General features: G+C 40.3%; 23 protein-coding genes. 4 read left to right on the top strand and 19 right to left on the bottom strand.

Annotated features, from left to right (window positions below):
* Positions 1-117: 117 nt before the first annotated feature.
* Together NYE32_RS00335 and NYE32_RS00330 are read left to right on the top strand one after the other, a co-directional pair.
* A complete protein-coding gene (locus NYE32_RS00335; protein ID WP_013989911.1) occupies positions 118-555 on the top strand; it encodes a LytTR family DNA-binding domain-containing protein in 438 nt (145 codons plus the stop codon).
* On the top strand, positions 552-1007 hold the full coding sequence (locus NYE32_RS00330; protein WP_195436128.1) for a DUF3021 domain-containing protein: 456 nt from the start codon (positions 552-554) through the stop codon (positions 1005-1007). The genes NYE32_RS00335 and NYE32_RS00330 overlap by 4 nt, the downstream gene beginning before the upstream one ends.
* 33 nt (positions 1008-1040) lie before the next feature.
* On the opposite strand, the gene mutS is transcribed toward NYE32_RS00330, so the two are convergent.
* From mutS to argR, 3 genes are read right to left on the bottom strand one after another with little or no spacing between them, the layout of a single operon-like run.
* A complete protein-coding gene (mutS, locus tag NYE32_RS00325) occupies positions 1041-3599 on the bottom strand; it encodes a DNA mismatch repair protein MutS (RefSeq protein ID WP_073689442.1) in 2559 nt (852 codons plus the stop codon).
* Positions 3592-3951, bottom strand: coding sequence for a YlbF family regulator (locus NYE32_RS00320; protein WP_073689443.1), 360 nt, complete (start codon positions 3949-3951; stop codon positions 3592-3594). Before NYE32_RS00320 ends, mutS begins: the two co-directional genes overlap by 8 nt.
* Positions 3951-4379, bottom strand: a complete 429-nt coding sequence (argR, locus tag NYE32_RS00315; protein WP_171963598.1) for an arginine repressor — start codon at positions 4377-4379, stop codon at positions 3951-3953. The genes NYE32_RS00320 and argR overlap by 1 nt, the downstream gene beginning before the upstream one ends.
* Positions 4380-4533: 154 nt before the next feature.
* On the opposite strand from argR, the gene argS reads away from it, so the two are divergent.
* Positions 4534-6225: an arginine--tRNA ligase gene (gene argS, locus NYE32_RS00310; protein ID WP_073689444.1), complete on the top strand. Its 1692-nt coding sequence runs from the start codon at positions 4534-4536 to the stop codon at positions 6223-6225.
* 621 nt (positions 6226-6846) lie between these two features.
* On the opposite strand, the gene NYE32_RS00305 is transcribed toward argS, so the two are convergent.
* The 10 genes from NYE32_RS00305 to purD form a co-directional block, all read right to left on the bottom strand.
* Positions 6847-7002 (bottom strand): class IIb bacteriocin, lactobin A/cerein 7B family, encoded by a 156-nt coding sequence (locus tag NYE32_RS00305; protein WP_013989906.1) that lies wholly within the window; start codon positions 7000-7002, stop codon positions 6847-6849.
* Positions 6995-7195 (bottom strand): hypothetical protein, encoded by a 201-nt coding sequence (locus tag NYE32_RS00300; protein ID WP_049545557.1) that lies wholly within the window; start codon positions 7193-7195, stop codon positions 6995-6997. Before NYE32_RS00300 ends, NYE32_RS00305 begins: the two co-directional genes overlap by 8 nt.
* A gap of 26 nt (positions 7196-7221) precedes the next feature.
* Positions 7222-7416 (bottom strand): class IIb bacteriocin, lactobin A/cerein 7B family, encoded by a 195-nt coding sequence (locus NYE32_RS00295; protein WP_004181980.1) that lies wholly within the window; start codon positions 7414-7416, stop codon positions 7222-7224.
* Positions 7417-7601: 185 nt separating this feature from the next.
* Positions 7602-8900: an adenylosuccinate lyase gene (gene purB / locus NYE32_RS00290; protein WP_156685501.1), complete on the bottom strand. Its 1299-nt coding sequence runs from the start codon at positions 8898-8900 to the stop codon at positions 7602-7604.
* Positions 8901-8985: 85 nt separating this feature from the next.
* The gene (locus NYE32_RS00285) at positions 8986-10107 is read right to left on the bottom strand and encodes a hypothetical protein (protein WP_195436130.1); all 1122 of its coding nucleotides are present in this window, start codon (positions 10105-10107) and stop codon (positions 8986-8988) included.
* Between the two features lie 27 nt (positions 10108-10134).
* Positions 10135-10362: a phosphoribosylaminoimidazole carboxylase gene (locus tag NYE32_RS00280; RefSeq protein ID WP_156685499.1), complete on the bottom strand. Its 228-nt coding sequence runs from the start codon at positions 10360-10362 to the stop codon at positions 10135-10137.
* An 8-nt stretch (positions 10363-10370) separates the two neighbouring features.
* A complete protein-coding gene (locus tag NYE32_RS00275) occupies positions 10371-11321 on the bottom strand; it encodes a 2-dehydropantoate 2-reductase N-terminal domain-containing protein (RefSeq protein WP_156685498.1) in 951 nt (316 codons plus the stop codon).
* The gene (gene purK / locus NYE32_RS00270; protein WP_156685497.1) at positions 11322-12413 is read right to left on the bottom strand and encodes a 5-(carboxyamino)imidazole ribonucleotide synthase; all 1092 of its coding nucleotides are present in this window, start codon (positions 12411-12413) and stop codon (positions 11322-11324) included.
* On the bottom strand, positions 12400-12888 hold the full coding sequence (gene purE, locus NYE32_RS00265) for a 5-(carboxyamino)imidazole ribonucleotide mutase (protein ID WP_014633767.1): 489 nt from the start codon (positions 12886-12888) through the stop codon (positions 12400-12402). Before purE ends, purK begins: the two co-directional genes overlap by 14 nt.
* Before the next feature lie 297 nt (positions 12889-13185).
* Complete coding sequence (gene purD / locus NYE32_RS00260; protein WP_339157036.1) at positions 13186-14448, bottom strand: phosphoribosylamine--glycine ligase; 1263 nt, start codon at positions 14446-14448, stop codon at positions 13186-13188.
* A 306-nt stretch (positions 14449-14754) separates the two neighbouring features.
* Between purD and NYE32_RS00255 the strand changes: the two genes are divergently transcribed.
* The gene (locus NYE32_RS00255; RefSeq protein ID WP_339157035.1) at positions 14755-15594 is read left to right on the top strand and encodes a CHAP domain-containing protein; all 840 of its coding nucleotides are present in this window, start codon (positions 14755-14757) and stop codon (positions 15592-15594) included.
* Between the two features lie 139 nt (positions 15595-15733).
* On the opposite strand, the gene NYE32_RS00250 is transcribed toward NYE32_RS00255, so the two are convergent.
* From NYE32_RS00250 to purF, 6 genes are all read right to left on the bottom strand, one after another.
* A complete protein-coding gene (locus NYE32_RS00250; protein WP_316583653.1) occupies positions 15734-16462 on the bottom strand; it encodes a hypothetical protein in 729 nt (242 codons plus the stop codon).
* Positions 16449-19166, bottom strand: a complete 2718-nt coding sequence (locus tag NYE32_RS00245; RefSeq protein WP_316583655.1) for an RNA-directed DNA polymerase — start codon at positions 19164-19166, stop codon at positions 16449-16451. The genes NYE32_RS00250 and NYE32_RS00245 overlap by 14 nt, the downstream gene beginning before the upstream one ends.
* Before the next feature lie 112 nt (positions 19167-19278).
* Positions 19279-20826, bottom strand: a complete 1548-nt coding sequence (purH, locus tag NYE32_RS00240; RefSeq protein WP_037599454.1) for a bifunctional phosphoribosylaminoimidazolecarboxamide formyltransferase/IMP cyclohydrolase — start codon at positions 20824-20826, stop codon at positions 19279-19281.
* A gap of 74 nt (positions 20827-20900) precedes the next feature.
* Entirely contained in the window at positions 20901-21455 is a 555-nt protein-coding gene (purN, locus tag NYE32_RS00235) for a phosphoribosylglycinamide formyltransferase (protein WP_037599456.1), read from the bottom strand.
* The gene (purM, locus tag NYE32_RS00230; RefSeq protein WP_037599457.1) at positions 21455-22477 is read right to left on the bottom strand and encodes a phosphoribosylformylglycinamidine cyclo-ligase; all 1023 of its coding nucleotides are present in this window, start codon (positions 22475-22477) and stop codon (positions 21455-21457) included. Before purM ends, purN begins: the two co-directional genes overlap by 1 nt.
* A gap of 170 nt (positions 22478-22647) precedes the next feature.
* The gene (gene purF / locus NYE32_RS00225) at positions 22648-24087 is read right to left on the bottom strand and encodes an amidophosphoribosyltransferase (RefSeq protein WP_013989889.1); all 1440 of its coding nucleotides are present in this window, start codon (positions 24085-24087) and stop codon (positions 22648-22650) included.
* Between the last annotated feature and the right edge of the window lie 135 nt (positions 24088-24222).

Raw genomic sequence — 24222 nt, 5'->3', positions numbered from 1 at the left:
CTTAGACACCATATAGGACCACATAGACAAACGCTATTGCTGTGGGCTAGTAAATAGTGTTTAATAAAGGTGTGAAAGGGAGGAGGCCTCCTCAATTACAAACAAGAAAGGATCGTTATGAAAATAAAAGTTCAGATTGACTCGGTATTTCAAGAAGAGACGTTGCAGATTCAGGCACCTAGTCGGACGCCAAAGATTCAGCAAGTCGTCGAGTTTGTCGAAAGTTTGGATGACAACCACCGACTCAAAGGAAAAAAAGATGGAGAAACTTATCTTATCGAACCCAAAGCTATTTCCAGAATTTACATCGAAAATCGACAAGTTCTAGCTGAAACTATTCAAGGAGAGTACCCCTTAGGCTTACGTCTCTATCAAGTTTTAGAAAAACTGCCATCTTACTTTATCAAAATTTCACAATCAGAGATTGTCAACCTCAAAGAAATTGAACGCTTCAACATCACCCCTAACGGCCTCGTAGAAATTCACCTTAAAAACAAGGAAACTACCTACTCATCACGCCGTTACCTCAAAGCAATAAAGGAGAAATTACAATGAAAAAGCAACTTTTTAAATCAGGTACAAATGGCATCCTTATCGGACTTGCCGTATCCATGGTCATGTCTCTTATCTGGGCACCAAGCTACATGCCTCTAAATCCTCACTCAGCCATTGGACAATGGATGACGTCACATCAGGTTCACGGATCTATAGCATTGGCCTACTGCCTCATCACTTGGTTTGCTATCGGTATCCTTTTTGAAATCGCTAGTTATATTTTTCGTAAAGCTGAATGGAGTTTGCTTCGTGCAACCCTCACTCACTATGCCTTAACCTGTCTAGGTTTCATTCCACTAGCTACCCTCAGCGGATGGTTTCCTCTACGTTTAACTTTCTACTTGGAGCTAGTCATTGAATTCAGCCTTATCTATCTCCTCGTTTGGGTCTTCTCTTATTGGAAAATGAAAAAGGATATTGAACAACTCAACCAAGAATTGAAACACCTATAAAAGACAAGAAGCCTGTCAATTGACAAGCTTCTTTTATAGTTTCTGTTTTAAATCTGCTACAGCCATCATGACCTGCATAGGTGTCATGTTGTAAATGTCTAAATCACGCAACTCTTGAAGAACTGGATTTTCAGTAAAATCATCAAAGAGAGAGATTTGCTCGTTGACATGTGTTTCAGTGGCAGGCTTCTCTTGAGGCAATACCTTTTCCTGAGGTTGGATGGCAACTGTCTCGCCCTCTAGTTGTGTCAAGATAGTGTCAGCACGTTCCAGTAAATCTGCTGGTAAACCTGCAATCTTAGCTACATGAATACCATAAGATTTGTCGGCTGGTCCATCAACAATCTTGTGAAGGAAAGTCACTTCACCGTCCTTTTCAAGTGTCGCCACATGAACGTTGACAAGGTGTGTCAAAGTATTTGACAGAGCTGTCAACTCATGATAATGGGTCGCAAACATGGTTTTAGCCCCCACCTTGTCATGAATAAACTCAATGATAGACTGGGCCAGAGCCATACCGTCATAGGTGGCTGTCCCACGTCCCAACTCATCAAAAATAATCAAGGAATTAGGTGTCGCTCGCTTAATGGCCTGATTAGCCTCCATCATCTCAACCATGAAGGTCGACTGACCTGAAATCAGATCATCTGCAGCACCAATACGTGTATAGATAGCATCAAAAACTGGCAAATCAATACTATCTGCTGGCACATAAGACCCCATCTGAGCCATAACTACTGACAAGGCTAACTGACGCATATAGGTAGATTTACCACTCATATTTGGTCCTGTAATGAGCTGAACATTGGTCTGACTGTCAAAGGTAATCGTGTTTGGAATGTATTCCTGAACGCCCATAACCTTCTCAACCACCGCATGACGACCTTGATCAATAACGATACGATGCTCATCATTGAACACAGGACGAACATAATGATTAGTCTCTGCTGTAACAGCCAAACTTTGAAGCACATCGACGGTCGCAATGGCCTTAGCCAAAGATTGCAAACGGTCAATATAGCGTTCAACCTGCTCACGGACACGCATGAAAATATCATACTCTAGCGTTGATGATTTTTCACGCGCCTCAAGCATTTCACCTTCAATTTTAGCCAACTCAGCAGTTCCAAATCGCTCTGAATTTTTCAGAGTTGCCTTGCGGAAGAAATGGTCAGGAACCAAGCTAAGGTTAGAGTTGGTCACATGGAAGTAATAACCATCTTTACGGTTATAATCAATCTTTAGTGTTGTAATACCAGACGCTTCACGTTCTTTGGCTTCGATATCTGCAATCCATGAGGTTCCCTCACTCATCACCTTGCGATACTTGTCCAAGGTCTCATCAAAACCAGCACGGATAATGCCACCTTCTGTAATGGTTGCAGGAGCATCTGGATCAATAGCCGACCGAATCAATCTCTCTAATTCTGGCAGAGCATCTAACTCTTGTAAAAGACGTGACAAGGCATCGTCATTAAAAGACTCCAAAATCGCCTTAATCACCGGTACTTGAGCCAAAGTATGACCTAGCTGAATCAAATCTTTTGGATTAGCCTTGCCAAAGGAAACACGACTGGCCAGGCGCTCAATATCGTAAACACCTTTTAGACTCTCAGTCAAGTCACTACGCTCAAAGAAATTGTCCAAGAAAACTTGGATAATATTCTGACGCTCGGTGATAGTGGCTTGATTCACTAAAGGACGATCAATCCAAGTTCGCAAGAGACGCATTCCCATAGCTGTCTTGGTTTCATCCAAGAGCCAGAAAAGAGATCCGTGTTTCTTGCCCGTTCTAGCATTTTCCAGTAAATCCAAACTTGACTTGGTCGCATAGGACATCTGCAAGTAATCTTTAATCTCATAGTGCTGAGCCTTTTGTAAATGACTGAGCTCTCGCATCTGAGTACGATGAACATACTGGAGAAGTTTACCCGCCACACTGCTTTCCAAATCTGTCAAACTAGTGTCAATCAAGTGGACATCATCGTAAACCTCTGTTTCCTTGGAGAGTAGAAGGTTGAGTTGCTTCACCAAAACTTGTTCGTCAGCTTCAGGTAAATCATAACCAACCACTACTTCACGTGCCTTAAGATTCTGAATTTCACTGCAAACTGAACTAAAATCATCCAACTCTGTCGCAAAAAATTCACCCGTTGATACATCCATATAGGCCAGGCCGAATCGACTTCCAACCTTGTCAATGGCTACTAAGAAATTGTTGGCATTATCAGGTTTAGAGCTGTCAACCACTGTCCCTGGCGTGATAACCTGAACTACCTCACGCTTAACCACGCCAACAGCCTGTTTAGGGTCCTCCATCTGCTCAGCAATGGCTACTTTGTAGCCCATCTCAACCAAGACATCAATATAGGCTTGAGCCGAATGATAAGGAACACCTGCCATAGGAATGGGTTTATCTGCGTTCTTATTACGACTGGTTAGGCTAATTTCCAAAATCTGGGCAGCCTTAACGGCATCATCGTAAAATAATTCGTAAAAATCCCCCATCCGAAACAGCAAAAAAGCATCTGGATAATTTTCCTTGATATCCAAATACTGCTGCATTCCTGGAGATATCTTTTCCTTAGCCATGTCTTAACTCCTCGTTAATCTTTTCTTCGATAGACTTGGTCACATATTGAATCAAGTCACTGGCATCTTGCATCTTTTGACGGTAATCCTGAACAATGGGCAAATTTTCCAACTCATTCTGAATCAAATCTGCCTGCTCACCTGCCTCCTCATAGGCACGTTGTTTCTCAATTTTTTGAAAAAGCACCGCTTCTTGTTGATAGGCCTTCATCTGTCCAGCCAGAAAACTAATCTGAGGGATCTGTCCAATAGCTTTCTCAGCCTCTTGAAAAGCAAGAACCGCCTCATGGTGTTTGAGGAGGTCGATTAACTCTTCTTTGGCTTTTTGGAAATCCTGATGGGGAGTCTTCATCAGTGAAACTCACTTTCCAATCTTTCAGCAACCACTGCGTCCTTACAGATTACCAATAGGGTATCTGCGCCAGCAACAGTTCCTAAAATTTCAGGATTGCCGTCACTATCAATCAGGTTAGCCAAAACATCTGCTTCACCCAATTCTGTATGGAGAACCAGCATAAACTGAGCACGGGAAACTGATTTGACATAGTCCTTAACCGTAGGATCCAAACTTGAAAGCACATGCTCAGACAAACTATAGTAAAGTTTACCTTCCTCATCACGAAGCTTCAACAGACCAATCTCACGCAAATCACGTGACAAGGTAGCCTGTGTAACCGTGATACCTTCCGCCTCTAGGCGTTGCTTAATTTCCTCTTGTGTCCCAATCTTATCTCTTGAAATCATCTGTTTGATAACAGCTTGACGATCTCTCTTCATTATCTTTCCTCTTTTTATGTATATTCCTTGCATATTATAACAGAATTTTTGTATTTTTTCATGAAATACTTCCTAATAGATGCTTTCTTGTCCCTACCCTATTAACTAAAATAATGGTAAAATAGATTCGAATGACAAGATTTGAAATGGAGTACCTATGAATACTAAAGAACTCATTGCAGCAGAAATTACTAAAGTTGTTCCTGAATTGGAGCAAGAAAACATTCAAAATCTGCTTGAAACCCCTAAAAATGCTGACATGGGGGACCTTGCCTTCCCTGCCTTCTCATTGGCAAAAGTCTTACGCAAGGCCCCTCAAATGATTGCAGCAGACATCGCTGAAAAAATTGATGCTTCAAACTTTGAAAAAGTTGAAGCTGTTGGTCCTTACATCAACTTCTTCCTTGATAAATCAAAAATCTCGGCGGACGTTCTTGGACAAGTCATCGCTCAAGGTAGCCACTACGCTGACCAAAACATCGGTCACGGACGTAACATTGCCTTTGATATGTCTAGTCCTAACATCGCTAAACCTTTCTCTATCGGTCACTTGCGTTCAACAGTTATCGCTGACGCTCTTGCCAACATCGTAGCTAAACAAGGCTACAAACCAGTCCGCATCAATCACTTGGGTGACTGGGGTAAACAGTTTGGTATGCTGATTGTTGCCTATAAGAAATGGGGTAGCGAGGAAGCTGTCAAAGCCAACCCTATCAATGAACTTCTTCAACTTTATGTGCGTATCAATGCCGAAGCTGAAAAAGACCCATCTGTAGATGAAGAAGCTCGTGAATGGTTCCGTAAATTGGAAGCTGGTGACGAGGAAGCAACTGCCCTCTGGCAATGGTTCCGTGACGAAAGCTTAGTAGAATTCAACCGTCTCTATGATGAACTTGGTGTTTCATTTGATAGCTACAACGGTGAAGCTTTCTACAATGATAAGATGGATGAAGTCGTTGACATCTTGACAGAAAAAGGACTTCTCCAAGAATCTCAAGGTGCCCAAGTGGTTAACCTTGAAAAATACGGTATCGAACACCCAGCCCTCATCAAAAAATCAGATGGTGCAACCCTTTACATCACACGTGACTTGGCTGCTGCCCTCTACCGTAAACGTACTTACGACTTTGCCAAAGCCATCTATGTGGTTGGTAATGAACAATCTGCCCACTTCAAACAGTTGAAAGCTGTTCTTAAAGAAATGGGCTACGACTGGTCTGACGATATGACTCACGTTGCCTTTGGTCTTGTAACTAAGAACGGTAAGAAATTGTCAACTCGTAAGGGTAACGTTATCTTACTTGAGCCAACTATCGCTGAAGCTGTTAACCGTGCTCAAGCTCAAATCGAAGCTAAGAATCCAAACTTGCCTAACAAGGAAGCTGTTGCCCACGCTGTTGGTGTCGGAGCTATCAAGTTCTACGACCTTAAAACAGACCGCATGAATGGTTATGACTTCGACCTTGATGCCATGGTATCCTTCGAGGGGGAAACTGGACCTTACGTACAGTATGCACACGCTCGTATCCAATCTATCTTGCGCAAGGCTGACTTCACGCCATCTACAGATGCCACATACAGCCTAAACGACGTTGAAAGCTGGGAAATCATCAAACTCATCCAAGACTTCCCACGTATCATCAACCGTGCATCAGATAACTTTGAACCATCTATCGTTGCTAAATTTGCTATCAGCTTGGCCCAAGCCTTCAACAAATACTACGCGCACACACGTATCTTGGACGAAAGCCCAGAACGTGACAGCCGTTTGGCTCTTTGCTACGCAACAGCAACAGTCCTCAAAGAAGCCCTTCGCCTTCTCGGTGTTGAAGCTCCAGACGAGATGTAATCTATACTTAAAACGCCTAAGGGCGTTTTTTAATTGCCAAAAAAAGAACCCAACACATGATGTTGAGCTCTTTTGGAGATTATGAAAAAGAAAAGTTCGTTGTTCTACAAAAAGTGTAAGCCAACGAGACTTACTGAACAAAGTTCAGTAAAAGTTATTTAGGAGACTTAAAGTATAACCTCCCTACCTTAAAGAAACCTTAAATCGCAGAAAAAAATCCCCAAAGGGATTTTCACAGCAGCCCAGAGACCACTGAAAAGATACGATTGTACAGGCTTTCCAACCTCTTCTTCCTAATCCTCCAAGGTGACCGCTTGTCCAATAGAATCTTTATATAACTATATTACCTTGTTTTGGAAGGGTTTTCAAGTATTTTCTTAAAATATCCTAATAAAACCTCAAAAATAAGAAAAAAGCCTAGATTTCTAGACTTTCTTCGGGGAGATTTGTTATGAAAAAATTATGTTTACCTCTAGCTCACAAAAGCTAGTTGCTTTATTAGAATGATTATAATATATCTTAATAAGATTAAATTTAACTTAAGAATAGGGATTCTAAATTAAATTGGTAAACAATACAATGTGAAATTATAATACCACTTTCACAGAGTGATTCTGTCACCTATCGTCCACGTCTAGCTAAATCTGTTCCAAATTTATATCCTGAACTAAATGATGCTACTGCTAGACTTCCTAAACCAATAGCAACCATAATTGGTGCAACACCTCCTTGAATTTCCTGTAATTCTTTTTTACTCAACTCATATTTTTTAGACATCTTTTTCTCCTAGCATTTTCAAAATTAATATAATCAAGATTAAGAGCATCGCTATATTTGGAACATCGATGGATAACATCCATGATGGAACTTTAATATAACCCAAATCGCTCATCATTCGTGCAATATTATAGAGCAGGCTTATTAAAAGAATAATTAACTCTGGTAGATATTTTACAAGCTCTTTAAACATTGTCTGCCTCCAATGATTCTTGAATGTTAAGGACGATTAGCATAATAACCTGCTGCAATCCCTGCAGCACCACTTGCTGCTATAACACCTGCAACGCCACCAATGACCTTCCAACCTACGACAACTCCACCAATTACAATCGGTGCAAGACCTCCGTTAACCATCATCAATTCTTCATCTTGAAGAGTAACACAGTTTACATTTTCTAAATTCAATACCATCCAATTCTCCTTTTCTATTTTTAGAATTATAATAACGAGTGTCATTATTCTTTCCACTCGCTAGCTCGTTGGTATTCTCTCGAGCTATGTTATTATTATAATTTGTCAATCAAACAAAAAATAGTGACATAAATGTCACCATCAAAAAAAGCAGGTCTAGCCTGCTTTTTGCTATTTTGTTTAGATTAATCACCCAAACCGATGCGTTCGAAGATTTCATCAACACGTTTAGTGTAGTAAACTGGATTGAAGATTTCGTCGATTTCTTCTTGAGTGAGGCGAGAAGTTACTTCTGGATCTGATTCAAGAAGTGGTTTGAAGTCTACTTGGTTATCCCATGATTGAGCAGTCTTCGGTTGAACAAGGTCGTAAGCTTGCTCACGCGTCATGCCTTTTTCAATCAAAGTCAGCATCGCACGTTGACTGAAGATCAAACCAAACGTAGAGTTCATGTTGCGGATCATGTTTTCTGGGAAGACTGTCAAGTTCTTAACGATGTTTCCAAAACGGTTAAGCATGTAGTCAATCAAGATGGTTGTGTCTGGTGTGATGATACGCTCCGCTGATGAGTGAGAGATATCACGTTCATGCCAGAGTGACACATTTTCATAAGCTGTTACCATGTGACCACGGATGACACGTGCAAGACCTGTCATGTTTTCAGAACCGATTGGGTTGCGTTTGTGAGGCATTGCTGAAGACCCTTTTTGACCTTTGGCAAAGAACTCTTCCACTTCACGTTGTTCTGATTTTTGAAGACCACGGATCTCAGTCGCCATACGCTCGATAGAAGTTGCGATGCTAGCAAGAACTGCAAAGTACTCAGCGTGAAGGTCACGAGGAAGTACCTGTGTTGAGATTTCTTGAGCACGGATACCAAGTTTGTCGCAGACGTATTTTTCAACGAATGGTGGGATGTTGGCAAAGTTACCAACCGCACCAGAAATCTTACCAGCTTCCACACCAGCAGCCGCATGCTCGAAACGCTCGATGTTGCGTTTCATTTCGCTGTACCAAGTGGCCAATTTAAGACCAAAAGTTGTAGGCTCAGCGTGCACACCGTGGGTACGACCCATCATGATGGTGAACTTGTGTTCTTTCGCTTTGTCAGCGATGATGTTGGTGAAGTTTTCAAGGTCACGACGGATGATGTCGTTGGCTTGTTTGTAGAGGTAACCATAGGCAGTATCTACCACGTCAGTAGATGTCAAACCATAGTGAACCCACTTACGCTCTTCGCCAAGAGTCTCAGAAACCGCACGTGTGAAGGCAACCACATCGTGACGCGTTTGCTGCTCGATTTCCAAAATACGGTCGATGTCAAAGTCCGCTTTTTCACGAATCAAAGCCACATCTTCCTTAGGGATTTCCCCCAACTCAGCCCATGCTTCGTCAGCCAAGATTTCCACCTCAAGCCAAGCACGGTATTTATTTTCTTCACTCCAAATGTTCGCCATCTCAGGGCGGCTATATCTATCAATCATATTTTCTTTTCCTTTCTTTGTTTAAGTTATATGTTAACGATACTCTATCAAAATCCAAGTCTTTAGAATGTTCTATTTTCCTGATTTAACTATCTTTCCCCAGATTAATAAAGTACTTTGATACCTTTTTAGCTTCTTCCTTAGTATTGTAATCAAGTTCTGGACGAGATAAAACATTTTTCAAGACTCGTCTTACATATTCATCAACCATGATTGATGTATTTTCAATATCAACAGCCGAATAATTGACTTTGTTACCATGGGATTGTTTACTTCGTATTCTAAATGCTTTTTTTATTGTATTAAAAATACTTTTGTTCTCATTTTCGATTTCATCCTCTGTGCTATTACTCGAAAGTAACAGAGCATTAGCAAGAAAAGTCTGCTCTTGTACAGTAAGGTCTAATAAATTCTTAGTTACTTCTTGTAAAGTTTTTTCGATTTTTGTACTCTTCATTCCTTCAAGTGCATATATACATTGAAGGACTTGCATATAAAAATCAATTTTCACTGATAATTGACCACTTCTTCGAGCATTCTGTAAATTAATTAGCGCTCTAACAAAACTAGATTCCTTACTACGATCCAATTTATCATTTTCTATTGTTGAAGCTCTGAAAGAGTGATGTATAACAGTAGGAGTAACTGGCAGAGGTTTTGTCATTATAGAATACAGTAAGAAGTAATTTTGTTCTACCTCTTTCAGCTCTTTTCCAGTCAATTCAATCGTTTTATGTTCTCCATTCGCCAAAGTATATGGCATTTCAATACTAATCCGATTTTGATATCCACTTTGTGTAATAAAATAGGTATTATTCTCCTGAACACATGAATCTTTAACCAGCCAAATCGCAGTTGATAAAACAATAATATTTTTATACTGCCTAAAGAATGGTAGATTATATATTTCATCGACTTCTTGCTTTAATTTAAAATCCTTATTTTCTATAACAATTTTACCGAAATCGTATAACTGTTTCTCTACTTTTTCAGGTAACTCAAAAGAAAAGCATATTCCTGCTTTACTTTTGAGTTCTTCTAGTCTCATTTTCCCATAAAGTTTTGAAAAATATTTTTCAATCAATTTATGCTTCTTAAAAAACGATTTATTATTAATAACCTCTGTACTTTCTATCGGAAGCTTTTTATCTATCTGCGAATCCAAAAAAAGTAATTTTTTAGTTATTTTAAGATAGCTAATTTCCATTAGTATAAAATTCATTTTAACTTTCCCTCATTCAAAATCCTCTTTCCCAATCCACACTGATGGATAGTGATCCAGTGTATTCAAATCAGTATCCATCGGCAAATCATAGATAGCTAAATAGTTTTCCGGATATTGAGCAACCAACTCTTCATACTTAGCTTTCACTTTTTCGTGATTGCTACTAGCATACAAGACTTCGACGACTGCTCCAGTCTTATCTTTTTCAACAAATGCGTTGACAATGAGTTGAATCATAAAACCTCCTAAATCGAAATTCCCTTCATATTTGCATCAAGAATGGGCATCTCAACACCTAACTCCTGACCGGTCTGATAGACACTTTGACAACAGTAGAAAATATCCTGTTTATCATTGTGTAAGGTCATGATTTTTCGGGTCAGCTCATTTTTCGCAAACATGATTTTCATGGCTTTTCCTGCAATCCAAGCGGGAATTTTGTAAGGTAAGAGTTCAGCTTTATAAAGTTTCAAATTCACACCACGTGCTTCTACGACTTTCAAAGCCTCTCGAATGGCCTTGATGGCCAATGATAATTCCGAAGAACTATTCATCAAGTTCAAAGCCAGCTGTTCTGGATTTTCCAATTTTCCCGAACGCGCAGCTGTCGAAGTGACACCTGCATTAATCGCCATGTGAATCCAAATCCACTCGACCATATCATGAGGCACTTCCCACTTTAAATCTGCTGAAGTTAGTAAATTCGTCAGGTCAGCATAGTTAGAAATCTGTGCTCTTTGCTCACCTTCTAGCATTAAATGGTCGAACAAGACACCATCCAAATGGTCCTCCTGCATATGACCGCCCGCTGTCGGAAAAGCCAGAATATAGTCGTAATCTCCTGCCCACTCTTGGACCTCTTTTCGAGTATTCCAGAAATTACAGAAGAAAACAAGGGTGCCTTTGATATTATTTTTTCGCAAGGTTTCCACAGCTTCTTTGACAAAACCATGACGAACACTGAGAAAAATAAAATCATATTCCGAATCATCTTCTGCCACATGAACCTCATAGGTATCATGCTTGTTCTCACCTTTGGAATGATAGCGACCATCTAGCAAATCAACCGATAGGGATTTGGGAGCATTGTTCCGCTTACTGTCTCTAAGGACATGTTCTACTTGATGACCTGCTTTTTGAAAAGCATAGGCATAAGTCGTTCCAATGACTCCGAGTCCTAGGATTGCTATTTTCACCTAAAAATCAATTCCTTTCCCAAACTCAACCACACTATCTGGTTCATCACTAAACAAAGTCACATGACCCATTTTGCGGTTGTGCTTCGCTTCTAGTTTACCATACATGTGGAGGTGGGCGCTTGGATTTTCTGTGACATAACGCTCAGCTGCTTCGACGTGTTGGCCGAGGACGTTGAGCATGACAGCAGGTGCATGGAGGTTGATTGCTGGAAGTGGTGCTCCGAGAACGCCCAAGATATGCGTGTCAAACTGTGAAAAGTCGCAGGCTTCAATTGAGTAGTGGCCAGAATTGTGTGGGCGTGGGGCGATTTCGTTGACGATGATGTCATCAGCTGTCGCAAACATTTCCACACAGAGGGTACCAGAGAGGTTAAGTTGTTCAGCAATCTTCACAGCCATAGCTTTAGCTTTCTCAGCTAGACTATCCGAAATGCGAGCGGGCACGATGGTTTTAGAGAGGATGTTGTTGCGGTGGATATTTTCCTGAACTGGGAAAACCGTCACATCCTTGCCATTACCAGACACTATGACTGAAATTTCAAGGTCGAAGTTGACGAACTCTTCCAAGACACACTCGGCTGAGTTAGCAAGGGCATTTGCCTCTTCCAAATCGTCGGCTGAAGTGATGACTTTTTGACCGTGGCCATCGTAACCGCCTGTCGCAGTCTTGAGGACGTGTTTTTTAGAAAGGTCAATATTTTCCAAATCAAGGCTAGATGTCACGACCTTGTAAGGCGCAACCGTCACTTTAGCCTTGTTTGAGAGGAAGTCCTTCTCAAAAATACGGTTTTGTGAAATGCGAAGTAGGTCTGTTCCTTGTGGGAGCTGACCGTCTTTGATAACAGCGTCAAGGCCGTCAGCGTCGACATTTTCAAATTCATAAGTGAGAACATCACAGCGGTCTGCCAACTGGCGAAGGGCGTCTACGTCATCGTAGGGTGCCACGATAACCTCAGACACACGAGAAGATGGACAATCTGCTGCAGGATCAAGGGTGATAACCTTGTGGCCCATGTAGATAGCTGAAATAGCCATCATCTGACCGAGCTGGCCACCACCGATGATACCAATGGTTTTAGTTGAGCTCATTTGTAGACTCCTCTGCGATTTTTCCTTGTTCTTCAGCAAAGTTAGCAAGCGCATCCGCAATGGCCTTGTCTTCTACTGAGAGGAGACGAAGGGCAAAAAGGGCAGCGTTAGTCGCACCAGCTTCACCGATAGCCATGGTTGCGACAGGTACACCACCTGGCATCTGAACGATAGAATAGAGCGAATCCACACCGCTAAGGGCACGTGATTTGACTGGCACACCGATGACTGGAAGGGTTGTTTTGGCAGCAACCATACCCGGCAAGTGAGCAGCGCCACCCGCACCAGCGATGATGACCTTGATACCACGGCTACGTGCTTCTTCCGCATGTTTGAACATGAGGTCCGGTGTACGGTGTGCGGAAACAACTTTCTTTTCATAAGCAACACCGAAGTTGTCGAGGACTTCAGCGGCTTTTTGCATGGTTGCCCAGTCGGATTTTGAGCCCATGATAATGGAAATTACTGGTTTCATAGTTAATATCCTTTTCTTTTTTGATAATGGTCTTAAGTGGTGGGGACGGAAGCAAACCTTCGGTTTCATTCCTAAACTTTGAGCCTAGAGTCTCAAAGTTTCCCCCGACCAGAACAGTAACTGTTCTGGTCTTTTCACCACGGCGACCATTATCGGATTGGCGACTTCGTCGCCTAAAATAGCATTGATATTCGAAAACTCAAAGAAAATCATAGAGTGACAAGGCAAAGCGACGAAGATAGAACTAAAGTTCATCAAGGAGCTTTAACACAGTCAATCGAAGATTTTCAAAGAGTTTTATTTGTTAGCCTTGCTACCGATATCCGTACGATAGAAGAGGCCTTCTGTGTTTTGTTTATCGAGCTGGCTGTAGATAATGTTTTGGCCGTCTTTGACGGTGTCTGCTGTTGTGACTAGCATGTAAACACGTCCTCCGTTTGAGAGGAGATCTTGGCCATTTTCAGCGAATTTAGCACCGGCATAGTAAGTGATGATATCGCCTTCTGTCTTGGCTGGAAGTTTGACACCCTTCTCATAAGCCAGTGGGTAGCCGTTTGAGGCTACAACCACGCCTAGTGTCACACCCTTGTCCGTCCAAGTGATAGCTGGCTCTTGGCCATCCAAAATATCGGTGATATTTTGTGCAAAGTCAGATGTCAAACGAGGCAAGATAATTTGCGTTTCAGGATCACCAAAACGAGAGTTGAACTCGATGACTTTAGGTCCGTTAGCTGTCAAGATAAGTCCCGCGTAAAGGACACCAGTGTAAGGACGCCCTTCTTTAATCATGCCTTCGAGGACTGGCTTGACAATAGTGTCAACTGCTGTGTCAACCACGCTCTGTGGCAAGTGAGGAACTGGCGCATAGGCACCCATCCCACCAGTGTTAGGACCCTTGTCCCCATCATAGGCACGTTTGTGGTCCTGAGCCGTAGGCATGATGTAGAACTTGACCCCATTGACAAAGGCAAAGAGAGAGAACTCTTCCCCGTCAAGGAATTCCTCGATGACCACACGCGCACCTGAATCACCGAATTTATTGTCCAAAAGCATCTCGTGAGCGGCTTCGACGGCTTGCTCAACCGTTTCAGCAACGACGACACCTTTACCTAGGGCTAAGCCGTCTGCTTTGACGACGATTGGAGCGCCTTTTTCCTCAATGTAGGCCTTGGCTTCCTCAAAATCTGAAAATGTGCCATAGGCTGCTGTCGGAACGTCATATTTGACCATGATTTCCTTAGCAAAATCCTTAGACCACTCAAGCTCAGCCGCAGCCTTGGTAGGACCAAAGGCTTTGAGTCCAGCCGCATTGAAATCATCCACGATACCAGCTGCAAGAGCATCATCTGGACCGATAAAGGTCCAAGCAATATCGTTCGCTTTTGCGAAGTCAATCAGCTTAGAATGTTCGGAAATTCCGATATTGATCAAATCAAGACCGTCCAATGTCATCCCGTCATTACCAGGAGCCACGAAAACTTGCTCAACGTCCTTAGACTCCAATAATTTCTTGGCAATCGCATGTTCACGACCACCAGAACCAACAACCAAAAGTTTCATTTGAAAGATACCTCAATATCAAATAAGACTAGGGGCAAATGCCCGTTAACGACAATCATTCGGAAAAATTAGCATTTTTCACGAATTATACATAACCATTATAACATATTTGTTCGGAGATATGGGTGTGTATCCAAATTTGGACATGAAAAAGGCAGCCACTTGGACCACCTCTTGGGAGATTATGAAAATGAAAAAAGTTATTTAGGATTAATGATAGTATAGACTGAGCAGCTTAAGGGAGGCTTAAACGCAAAAATATCTTCATTTTCCTGAAAAACTGCGAATAGGTAGGTGGAGGTTAAAATGAAGAAAAAATTACTAAATTGTCTCTTACCGCTAGCTTGTCTAGCGACTGTTTCGGTTTCGTGTGGCAGCTCTGCTCAGGCGGCTGTCCTCGGGGATGACTACCCTTCCTCTTGGAAATACGGTGGCTTCGGTGTCGATCCATGGACCATGTATTGGCGTCAATGTACATCCTTCGCAGCCTATCGACTCAGTAACACCAACGGTTTCACTCTACCTCTAGGTTATGGAAATGCCATCACTTGGGGCAGTATCGCACGTGCCAATGGCCACCGCGTTGACATGAATCCTGCCGTAGGGAGCATCGCCTGGTTCTCAGCTGGAGTCAATGGGGCTGGTCACATGGGACATGTCGCTTGGGTTGCGGAAGTTCATGGTGATCAGGTGACCATTGAGGAGTACAACTACGATGCGGGTCAAGGACCTGAGAAATATCACAAACGTAGCTTCCATAAGAGTCAGGTGTCTGGCTATATCCATTTTAAAGACCTCGAACCAGGAGCTCAAAATGGAAATCCTACTAACTTTTCTTTCAAAGTTGGCGATACAGTCCGCTTCACAGGCACCTTCCGTGTCACATCAATCGTAGGAAGTAATATCACCAGTCAAGACCTAGCTGGAGGTACACCAACCAAACACAATATCGTTGACCCTGGCCCAGTCATTGAAGTTGATGGACAGGGTAATCCAACATCAGACCAGTACCTCAACCCTGGTGAGACCTTTACTATTCCAGGTAACTTCAAAGTGCTAGCCATTGACCCACCTAGCGATGGCATCCTCGTCCAAATCGGAAATCGCAAGACTTGGGTAACCCAATCTGTCCTTGAAAAAGTTTAAATCTATTGAACAATCGTGAGAACGGTTGTTTTTTTGATACTCTGAAATAAAAAAGCCCAGCCAGTGCTGAGCTCTTAGGAGATTTATGAAAAAGAAAAGTTTTTTAGGATGGTATTAGTATAACTTGGAAGTCTACCTTCTATATGGTCTTCAGATTATATTTTCGTAAATTTTTCCAATCCCTTCTCACAACAATTGTTATATTTATCTCTTGTAGAAAATTATATGTCTCAATAGCTAATTTTAACAATTGCAGCCTCTGCATAGAGGATATAGACTGATGATTTGCAAAACGTATATTTCCCCCTATCACCGAGCACACAAACTCTCTTTCCCCATTTGAATTATCCAATTCCTTACAAAGGTCATAAATGAGTTCAAAATATTTTTGATAGCTTTCCAATTCAATATGATGATCCGCATTAAACTTCGCCACTCTAAAAAGGTAGTATTTCTGATTAAAACATACCATTTTGCCATCAGAATCTGTTATAGTAGGTAAATCAACATCTCGAAATTTATCCATAAACTGAGCTTGTATTGATTTGCTACGTATCCTACAATCAGTATTACGATTCAAATCACTATCTACAGGAATCACTCTTATCTTATCTTTATACTTTTTATTGAATAAATCACCATACTCAATCTTTAAAGTCAATTTTGAACGTTCTGGCTCCTTGAATTCATAGTTGTTTAATAAAAAATGAATACCTAACCCTGACGCTAACGATATTATCAAAATAATACTCTCTGCAACCCAAAAGTTTAGTTTATTCATTTTGGGTAAGATAAATTGTAAATAACCAAATATACTAACAATGTACCACTCAAGCACCACAGTTATTATTTTTCTAATTTTTACCATATTTTCTCCCTAAATTTCTATAATAATATTTTGGTGGATTTTGCTTCATAGTACTATCCAAGTTATTTAATCTCTTATTCTTTATTACCTTTAAATCAATCTCGCAAATATCAACATGAGTGTTTTTAGCTCCTTTATGCAGTGAAATTTGTCGCTTATACTCTTCCTTGTAAGGGCTAAATACTTCAACCCCACCGAATTTCGAATAGTTTGTTATCGTAGATACTGCCATTAGATCTCGTGATAGACTCTCTGCTATCTGATAATAATACTTAATATCTTTATTATTAGTAATTAAGTGAACTATTTCTGGTTCTTCCTTGGAAATTTCATATTTTAAATCTATTGAAGTAGCCTCATAACAATTTAATATTGCGTGGTAACTTCCTTTAAATTCTATTATATGCTGATTTTCCCATTCAGTTGGGTTTGGGATATAAATTTCCCAATTATTTCCTAAATGAGAACTCGAATTATGAAATTTCTCGTATTCAAGTGGTGATGGATAAATCTTTGGAAGTAGTATTATCTCTACATCTTTATACTCTTTTTCTCCCTTCAATACTTTAAATGGTCTGATAATAAAGGTTAAATTTAGAACCTTTTCTTTCTCCTTTAGGTAAATAAAATCCATTCCTCCAATAATAAGTGTTTTTGTTTTTTTTGAAAATCGTACAAGTGAGTAAATCTCTTGAATTGGTATTCCTTGTTCGGGATACAATAAAACATCTGCATTATTTTCATCTGACTCGTTCAGAGTAATAACAATATCAGTAATATTAGATTTATTTTTAGAATTTGAGAGAAAATAATTCTTCCTGTTACTATATGTTTCAAAGTTACTCTGAGATAGTACAATCTTATCTTTTGGTTCATACCCTTCAATTTTCGTATCTGCATTATTATCAAAAACTTTTATATTTTGTACAGTATGAAAATTATTACGAAAATTATTCTTTATTATAGTCAAAAAGTCTTCATCTTTACTCGAAATAGATAGTGACTGAGAACACTTAAATTGCACTAACTTCCTTAATTGCTTTTCAAAATAAAATAAACTAGTCTCATCAATTATATTTTCTAATTTATATCTCGGATATCTAAAATATTCCTGAATCTGATATAATGGTGTATTTAATTTACAACTAAAAACTTTTTCAATATTCTTTTCAAAGTGCGATAAAAACACATCTAGGTAATCATTTTCCTTCTCTACATTTTCTTTTAGTAATTGAAATCTATTCCAAAATTCCAATTTATATTTTTTTATACTAGTCAGACTTTTTGAGTACTCACTTAATAATAATTTCTTTGATATCAATTCAATAATAATCAAGTGATACCAATAATCAAATAAATTTAGTAAAAATTCATCATCAACAAATGAATAAAAATAGTCAATAAATTTCTTCGACAGCCTTACATTATCTCCATCAATATCCTCCTTAAGATTCCAAAAAATATAATTAAAAATTGTCGATATTGTTCGGCTAATATATTTTTTATCCCTAACAATTGTAAATAAATCCGAAAGTTTCGTTAACCCCTGAGTTAATTTATATGCGTTCTCAAACTCTTTATCATATTCATTAGGATCTATCAAACGATAATTATCACTGGAAAGCTGTTGAGTTTCTTTCTCAAATTTATTCAAATAATTAATATCATTTTGTTTGTTAACAATAAAAAACAGGGTTTTCTCTTCATTAAGTTCAACTGAATTCTTCAAAGAACTCTTTATTAAACTAAGCTTACTTTTGATACGTTCAACTTCTGGTAACTCCGATGATAAATAATTCTCAGAAATATCTGTTTTTATCAAAAAAACAATATCATCTACATAACGACTATAGTTAACTGGATAAAATTCTTCTTTAATTTTTTTGTCTAACTCTAACAAATAGAGATTGCTCAAAATATTACTAGGCAAAAAACCTATGGGAAGCACTCCATCAATTCTCTCATTATTTTTTTCTTCTGAGTTATTTAAAGTTACTAAAAATTCTCTTACCTCTTTTAAATTGTTATATTTTTCAATGATTAAAAAAATATATTCTGTAATAAATTCAAAATCACTTATAGAATGTTTTCTTAGTTCGGTTAGCAATCTTTCTTTGATATTTTGTACACTAACGTTATAGTAACATCTTGACAAATCAGTCTGTATATATATACCTGTCTCTTTATTATTTATCCATTGACGCATCTTATCAAAGTTTGAATCTCGAAACTCAGAATATGCATCAAAATACGGTTTAAAAAAACTACTTTGCGATACAGACAATCTATTAGCATAGATATCACTATCAAACCCATTATCAACTATTTTTCCAACAGTTTCTACCCAAATCGCACTCACAATAAAATCTTGTAAACTTAACTGAATAAAATAATTAAATTCTATTTTCCCAGTAATTTTCCTAGATGAAGAGAATGTAATAACATTATGAGATTGACTTTCTAAATTATCCTTAACTTTTTTATACATTGGAATGGCTTCGATTTCTTTCAATTTAGGATTAAGAGTACCTTTTAGTAACTCGTTTTTTATGTTAGAAATCTCTGAAACAAGTACTTCTCGAATATTCTCTTCTTTATCTCCCCTAAACCATATCGGCCAATTATAAAACATTCTCTTGTTATACTTCAGCTCATTCAAAATCTTTGTTGCTAAAATCTCTGCATTAATGCTTTCAATATCCACTTAATCATAATCCTTTCTTTTAATTATTCTAGTATACCAAATTTTTTACTTTATTAACTTTAATATTAAACTCAAAGAAAAACATCCAATTTCTTGGATGCTTTGTAAGTTCTTAATGACGGAAGTGACGAACACCTGTAAAGATCATTGTCAAACCATGTTTATCAGCCGCTTCGATTGACTCTTGGTCACGCACTGATCCACCTGGTTGGATGATAGCCTTAATACCTGCTTTGGCGATTTCTTCAACGTTATCTGCAAATGGGAAGAAGGCATCTGAAGCAAGAACAGCGCCATCAAGACGGTCTTTAGCTTGATCAATGGCGATGCGGACTGAAGCCACACGGTTAGTTTGACCAGGGCCAACACCAAGTGTCATGTGGTCGTTAGTCACGATAATACCATTTGATTTGACATACTTGATAGCTTTCCAAGCAAACTCAAGAGCTGTCGCTTCTGTCTCAGTTGGTTGGCGTTTAGTAACCACTTGCCAGTCAGCTGGACTTTCTTTAACAACGTCTTGGTTTTGAACGAGAAGTCCACCAACAACACCAGTGTATTCTGCTTCGACTTCGCTAGCATCTTGAGCGTCAAATGGCAACTCAAGGATACGCAAGTTTTTCTTCTTGGTAGTCAAGATTTCAAGCGCTTCGTCTGTGTAGCTTGGTGCAATGATGATTTCAAGGAAGACACCGTGCATTTTCTTAGCCGTCGCAGCGTCAACTTCACGGTTGAGGACTACAATACCACCAAAGATTGACACTGGGTCAGCTTCATAAGCGTAGTCCCAAGCTGTTTCAATGTCATCAGCTTGACCGATACCACATGGGTTCATGTGTTTCAAAGCCACAACTGTTGGACGGTCTTTGAAATCACGGATGATACGGATAGCGGCATCAGCGTCACGGATATTGTTGAATGACAATTCTTTACCGTTAAGCTGTTTAGCTGAAGCAATTGAGTAAGCCGTTGGTAAACCTTTTTGGTAGAAGTCTGCGTCTTGTTGAGGGTTTTCACCGTAACGCATAGGTTGCTTGAGGTCATAAGTCAAAGTGAGTTTTTCAGGTTTTGTTTCACCCACTTGAGCTGTGAAGTATTCTGCAATCAAAGCGTCGTATGAAGCTGTGTGACGGTATACTTTCGCTGCCAAACGTTGGCGAGTTTCGTAGCTTGTTTCGCCGTTGGCTGCCAATTCGTCAAGCACAACCGCATAGTCAGCAGGGTCCACCACAACTGTTACGCTAGCGTGGTTTTTAGCTGCTGAACGAAGCATTGATGGACCACCGATATCGATGTTTTCAACTGCGTCAGCGTAAGTCACATCTGGTTTGAGAATGGTTTCCTTGAATGGATAAAGGTTTACCACAACAAGGTCAATAAGTTCGATATTATTGTCCTTAGCCGCTTGAAGGTGGCTATCGAGGTCACGACGAGCGAGGAGACCACCGTGGATATTTGGGTGAAGGGTCTTAACACGACCGTCCATCATTTCTGGGAAACCAGTCACATCATCAATGGCGATAGTGTCTACCCCAGCATTGTCAAGGGCCACCTTGGTACCACCTGTTGAGATGATGTCCCAACCTAGTTTTTTGAGTTCTTGGGCAAATTCAACGATGCCCGCTTTATCTGAGACTGAAATAAGTGCTCGTTTAGTCATTTTCTCTCTTTTCCTTTTTTAAAAAAGTTCTTTATCTGCTACAGTCGAAAATTATCTTTCGCTCTAGCGCTTTCTTATTTTCTCGCTACACCCAAACTATCCAAGACTTCTGGATAGAGTTTGTACTCTGCTTCGTGGATGCGAGTTTCGAAAGTATCAAGGGTATCACCTTCAAGGCGTGGCACACGGACTTGTTTGATGACCTTTCCGGTATCAACGCCAGAATCCACCCAGTGAATAGTTACACCAGACTGGTCAACACCTGCATTCCAAGCATCCTCAATACCGTGAGCCCCCGGAAATTCAGGGAGATAAGCCGGGTGAATATTGATAATACGGCCTTCGTAAGCTGCTAGCAAGGTTGGGCCGACGATTTTCATATAACCGGCCAAACAAACCAAATCAATCTGGTGATCATCCAAGAGTTTGACGATAGCCTCTTCATAAGCCGCTTTATTGTCAAATTCCTTGAGTTCAAAGGTATGGCTAGCCACACCAAGATTTTTGGCACGTTCTAAGACGTAGGCATCACGGTAATCTGAAAAAACAAATTCTACTGGAAATTGTTCCGCAATCACCTGGAAGTTTGAGCCGTTGCCAGAGGCAAATACAGCAATCCTTTTAGCCATTATTTAATCACCACACTTGCGCCATCTTTCTTCACAATACGACCGATTTCATAAACAGGTTCGTCAAGAAGTTCTTTGACACGTTCAACATTTTCTGGTTTAACCGCAAGCATGAGACCAATACCCATGTTGAAGATTTCAAACATTTCTTCATGTTTGATTTCACCATATTTTTCAAGGGCTTTGAAAATTGGAAGAACTGGCACTTTGCTTTCGTCAATTTCAGCAGCCAAGTCATCTGAGAACATACGTGGTACATTTTCGATGAAACCACCACCTGTGATGTGGGCAATACCGTTCACCAATTCTTCTTTGATGAGTGGCAAAGCCGCTTTGACGTAGATACGAGTTGGTTCAAGAAGAACGTCTTTGAGTTTTTTGCCTTCAAGTTCTGGGAGAATTTCTTCACCTGTGTAATCCGCAAAGACACGACGCACGAGTGAGTAACCATTTGAGTGGATACCGCTTGAGGCAAGTCCAAGAAGCACATCACCTTCAGCCACTTTTGAACCGTCAATGATTTGAGATTTTTCTGCGATACCTACCGCGAAACCTGCCAAATCATAGTCGTCTTCTCCATACATACCAGGCATTTCAGCAGTTTCACCACCAATGAGGGCAGCACCAGCTTGCACACAACCTTCAGCCACACCAGCAACGACCTGTTCCAATTTAGTTGGTTCATTTTTACCAGTTGCTACGTAGTCAAGGAAGTAAAGGGGCTCAGCACCTGCAGCGATGATATCGTTAACACACATAGCTACACAGTCTTGACCGATAGTATCGTGTTTATCGTACTTGATAGCAAGCATGAGTTTAGTACCGACACCATCTGTACCTGAAATCAAAACGGGCTCTTTGACACCTGTTTTTGAAAGGTCAAACATACCACCGAAGCCACCGAGAGCTCCCATGACACCTGCACGCTCTGTACGGGCAACGTGTTTTTTGATACGTTCAACAACTTCATAACCTGCTTCAACATCCACACCCGATTGGGCATACGCATTTTTATTTGTCATTTGTTTATTCCTTTTCTTTTTTCGAGAAAAATACTAGTCAGATCTCCAGCTTTGGCTCCATAGGTCAAAGCGTCTACTGACAAATGCTTTAGCTTTTAGTCAGTAGTTAGACGTGGAGCGTAAGCATTTTTAGACATAATTTTTTACTCTTTTTTCCTTCTAGACTACTCTTAATAGAAAGAAGTGTGTTCTTTCAAACTTTCCAAATAGCGTTCTTCGTAATCGTACAATGGTGTTGGATATTTACCATCAAAGTAAGCCACACAAAGGCCACCGTTCGGTGCATCTGTGTCAATTCCAATAGAATCAATCAAGCCATCAATAGACAAGTAAGTCAAGCTATCCGCACCAATGATTTCGCGTGTTTCCTCAACTGTATGATTGGCCGCAATCAATTCCTTACGTGTTTGAATATCGATACCGTAGAAACATGGATAGGCAAGGGCTGGACTACCGATTGCTACGTGGACCTCTGTTGCTCCTGCTTCTTTTAGCAAATTAACGATACGACGTGAGGTCGTCCCACGTACAATAGAATCGTCAATCATAACCACACGTTTGCCTTTAACAACACCTGATACGGCAGAGAGCTTCATACGAACCCCTTGCTCACGTAATTCTTGTGTTGGTTGGATAAAGGTACGTTGAGTGTATTGGTTTTTAATCAAGCCCATTTCATTTGGTAAGCCTGATTCTTCTGCAAATCCCATGGCTGCGCTAAGTGATGAATTAGGCACACCAACTACAATATCTGCTTCATGTTTGAATTCACGTGCCAATTGAGCACCCATACGTTTACGAGCTGTATGGACATTGACCCCTTGGATATTTGAATCAGGACGGGCAAAGTAAATATACTCCATTGAGCAAACAGCCAATTGGGTGTCCGTTGTATAGTTATCGTAAGTAATGCCATTATCATCGATGATAACAACCTCACCTGGATTCACATCGCGAATCCACTCTGCTCCAACCACTTCAAAGGCACAGGTTTCAGATGAAACCACAATAGCTCCATTGGCCATCTTACCAATAGAAAGGGGACGGAAACCATTTGGATCCAAGGCTGCAATGAGCTTGTCCTCAAGCATGAGGAGGTAAGCAAATCCACCTTTAACAGTGTTCAAGGCTTCTTTCACCTTACCCATGAAGGATGGGTTATGGCTACGACGAATCAAGTGGGCCAAAATTTCTGAGTCAGAAGTCGAGTTAAAGATTGCACCATTTTTTTCCAACTCACGTCTAAGTGACTCTGCATTAGTCAAGTTCCCGTTGTGGGCAAGTCCAAACTGATTGTCATGAAAGCGAAAGAGGAAAGGCTGGATGTTATCCACCGAAGCTTCACCAGCAGTCGCATAACGAACATGACCGATAGCAGCCGTTCCAGTTAGCTTGTCCAAGTTGGCTGGATCACGAAAAACTTCTGAGAGAAGCCCCATATCACGATGACGCTTCAATTGACCCGCATCATTTGAGAGAATTCCTGCTCCCTCTTGACCACGGTGTTGGAGACTGTGAAGTCCGAAATAAGTTAATTTGGCAGCATCTGGGTGACCCCAGATACCAAAAACACCACATTCTTCATTAAGAGATTTAACTTCGTATGTCATTTTTTATACCTTTTATTTTTGATATTTTCCTTATGCAAGGCGAACGAAAAACTGTTTCTACCCTCTCATTTCACTAATTGGAACTCAAGTTTTCAAGCTCTTTATAACCACTGCATATCGAAAAATATCATTACT

The sequence above is a fragment of the Streptococcus sp. FSL R7-0248 genome, assembly GCF_037967965.1.
Lineage (GTDB): Bacteria > Bacillota > Bacilli > Lactobacillales > Streptococcaceae > Streptococcus.
Note: the sequence above shows the minus strand (reverse complement) of the source record. Positions and strands in the feature narration are given on the sequence as shown.

Excerpts from the sequence above, each read along its gene's own strand:
- NYE32_RS00280 (WP_156685499.1), bottom strand. The coding sequence starts at position 10,362 with ATGATTCAACTCATTGTCAACGCATTTGTTGAAAAAGATAAGACTGGA.
- purD (WP_339157036.1), bottom strand. The coding sequence starts at position 14,448 with ATGAAACTTTTGGTTGTTGGTTCTGGTGGTCGTGAACATGCGATTGCC.
- purE (WP_014633767.1), bottom strand. The coding sequence starts at position 12,888 with ATGAAACCAGTAATTTCCATTATCATGGGCTCAAAATCCGACTGGGCA.
- purK (WP_156685497.1), bottom strand. The coding sequence starts at position 12,413 with ATGAGCTCAACTAAAACCATTGGTATCATCGGTGGTGGCCAGCTCGGT.
- mutS (WP_073689442.1), bottom strand. The coding sequence starts at position 3,599 with ATGGCTAAGGAAAAGATATCTCCAGGAATGCAGCAGTATTTGGATATC.
- NYE32_RS00300 (WP_049545557.1), bottom strand. The coding sequence starts at position 7,195 with ATGTTTAAAGAGCTTGTAAAATATCTACCAGAGTTAATTATTCTTTTA.
- purN (WP_037599456.1), bottom strand. The coding sequence starts at position 21,455 with ATGGCTAAAAGGATTGCTGTATTTGCCTCTGGCAACGGCTCAAACTTC.
- argS (WP_073689444.1), top strand. The coding sequence starts at position 4,534 with ATGAATACTAAAGAACTCATTGCAGCAGAAATTACTAAAGTTGTTCCT.
- NYE32_RS00305 (WP_013989906.1), bottom strand. The coding sequence starts at position 7,002 with ATGTCTAAAAAATATGAGTTGAGTAAAAAAGAATTACAGGAAATTCAA.
- purH (WP_037599454.1), bottom strand. The coding sequence starts at position 20,826 with ATGACTAAACGAGCACTTATTTCAGTCTCAGATAAAGCGGGCATCGTT.
- NYE32_RS00255 (WP_339157035.1), top strand. The coding sequence starts at position 14,755 with ATGAAGAAAAAATTACTAAATTGTCTCTTACCGCTAGCTTGTCTAGCG.
- NYE32_RS00330 (WP_195436128.1), top strand. The coding sequence starts at position 552 with ATGAAAAAGCAACTTTTTAAATCAGGTACAAATGGCATCCTTATCGGA.
- NYE32_RS00250 (WP_316583653.1), bottom strand. The coding sequence starts at position 16,462 with ATGGTAAAAATTAGAAAAATAATAACTGTGGTGCTTGAGTGGTACATT.
- NYE32_RS00335 (WP_013989911.1), top strand. The coding sequence starts at position 118 with ATGAAAATAAAAGTTCAGATTGACTCGGTATTTCAAGAAGAGACGTTG.
- purM (WP_037599457.1), bottom strand. The coding sequence starts at position 22,477 with ATGACAAATAAAAATGCGTATGCCCAATCGGGTGTGGATGTTGAAGCA.
- NYE32_RS00320 (WP_073689443.1), bottom strand. The coding sequence starts at position 3,951 with ATGAAGACTCCCCATCAGGATTTCCAAAAAGCCAAAGAAGAGTTAATC.
- purB (WP_156685501.1), bottom strand. The coding sequence starts at position 8,900 with ATGATTGATAGATATAGCCGCCCTGAGATGGCGAACATTTGGAGTGAA.
- NYE32_RS00295 (WP_004181980.1), bottom strand. The coding sequence starts at position 7,416 with ATGGTATTGAATTTAGAAAATGTAAACTGTGTTACTCTTCAAGATGAA.
- purF (WP_013989889.1), bottom strand. The coding sequence starts at position 24,087 with ATGACATACGAAGTTAAATCTCTTAATGAAGAATGTGGTGTTTTTGGT.
- NYE32_RS00285 (WP_195436130.1), bottom strand. The coding sequence starts at position 10,107 with ATGGAAATTAGCTATCTTAAAATAACTAAAAAATTACTTTTTTTGGAT.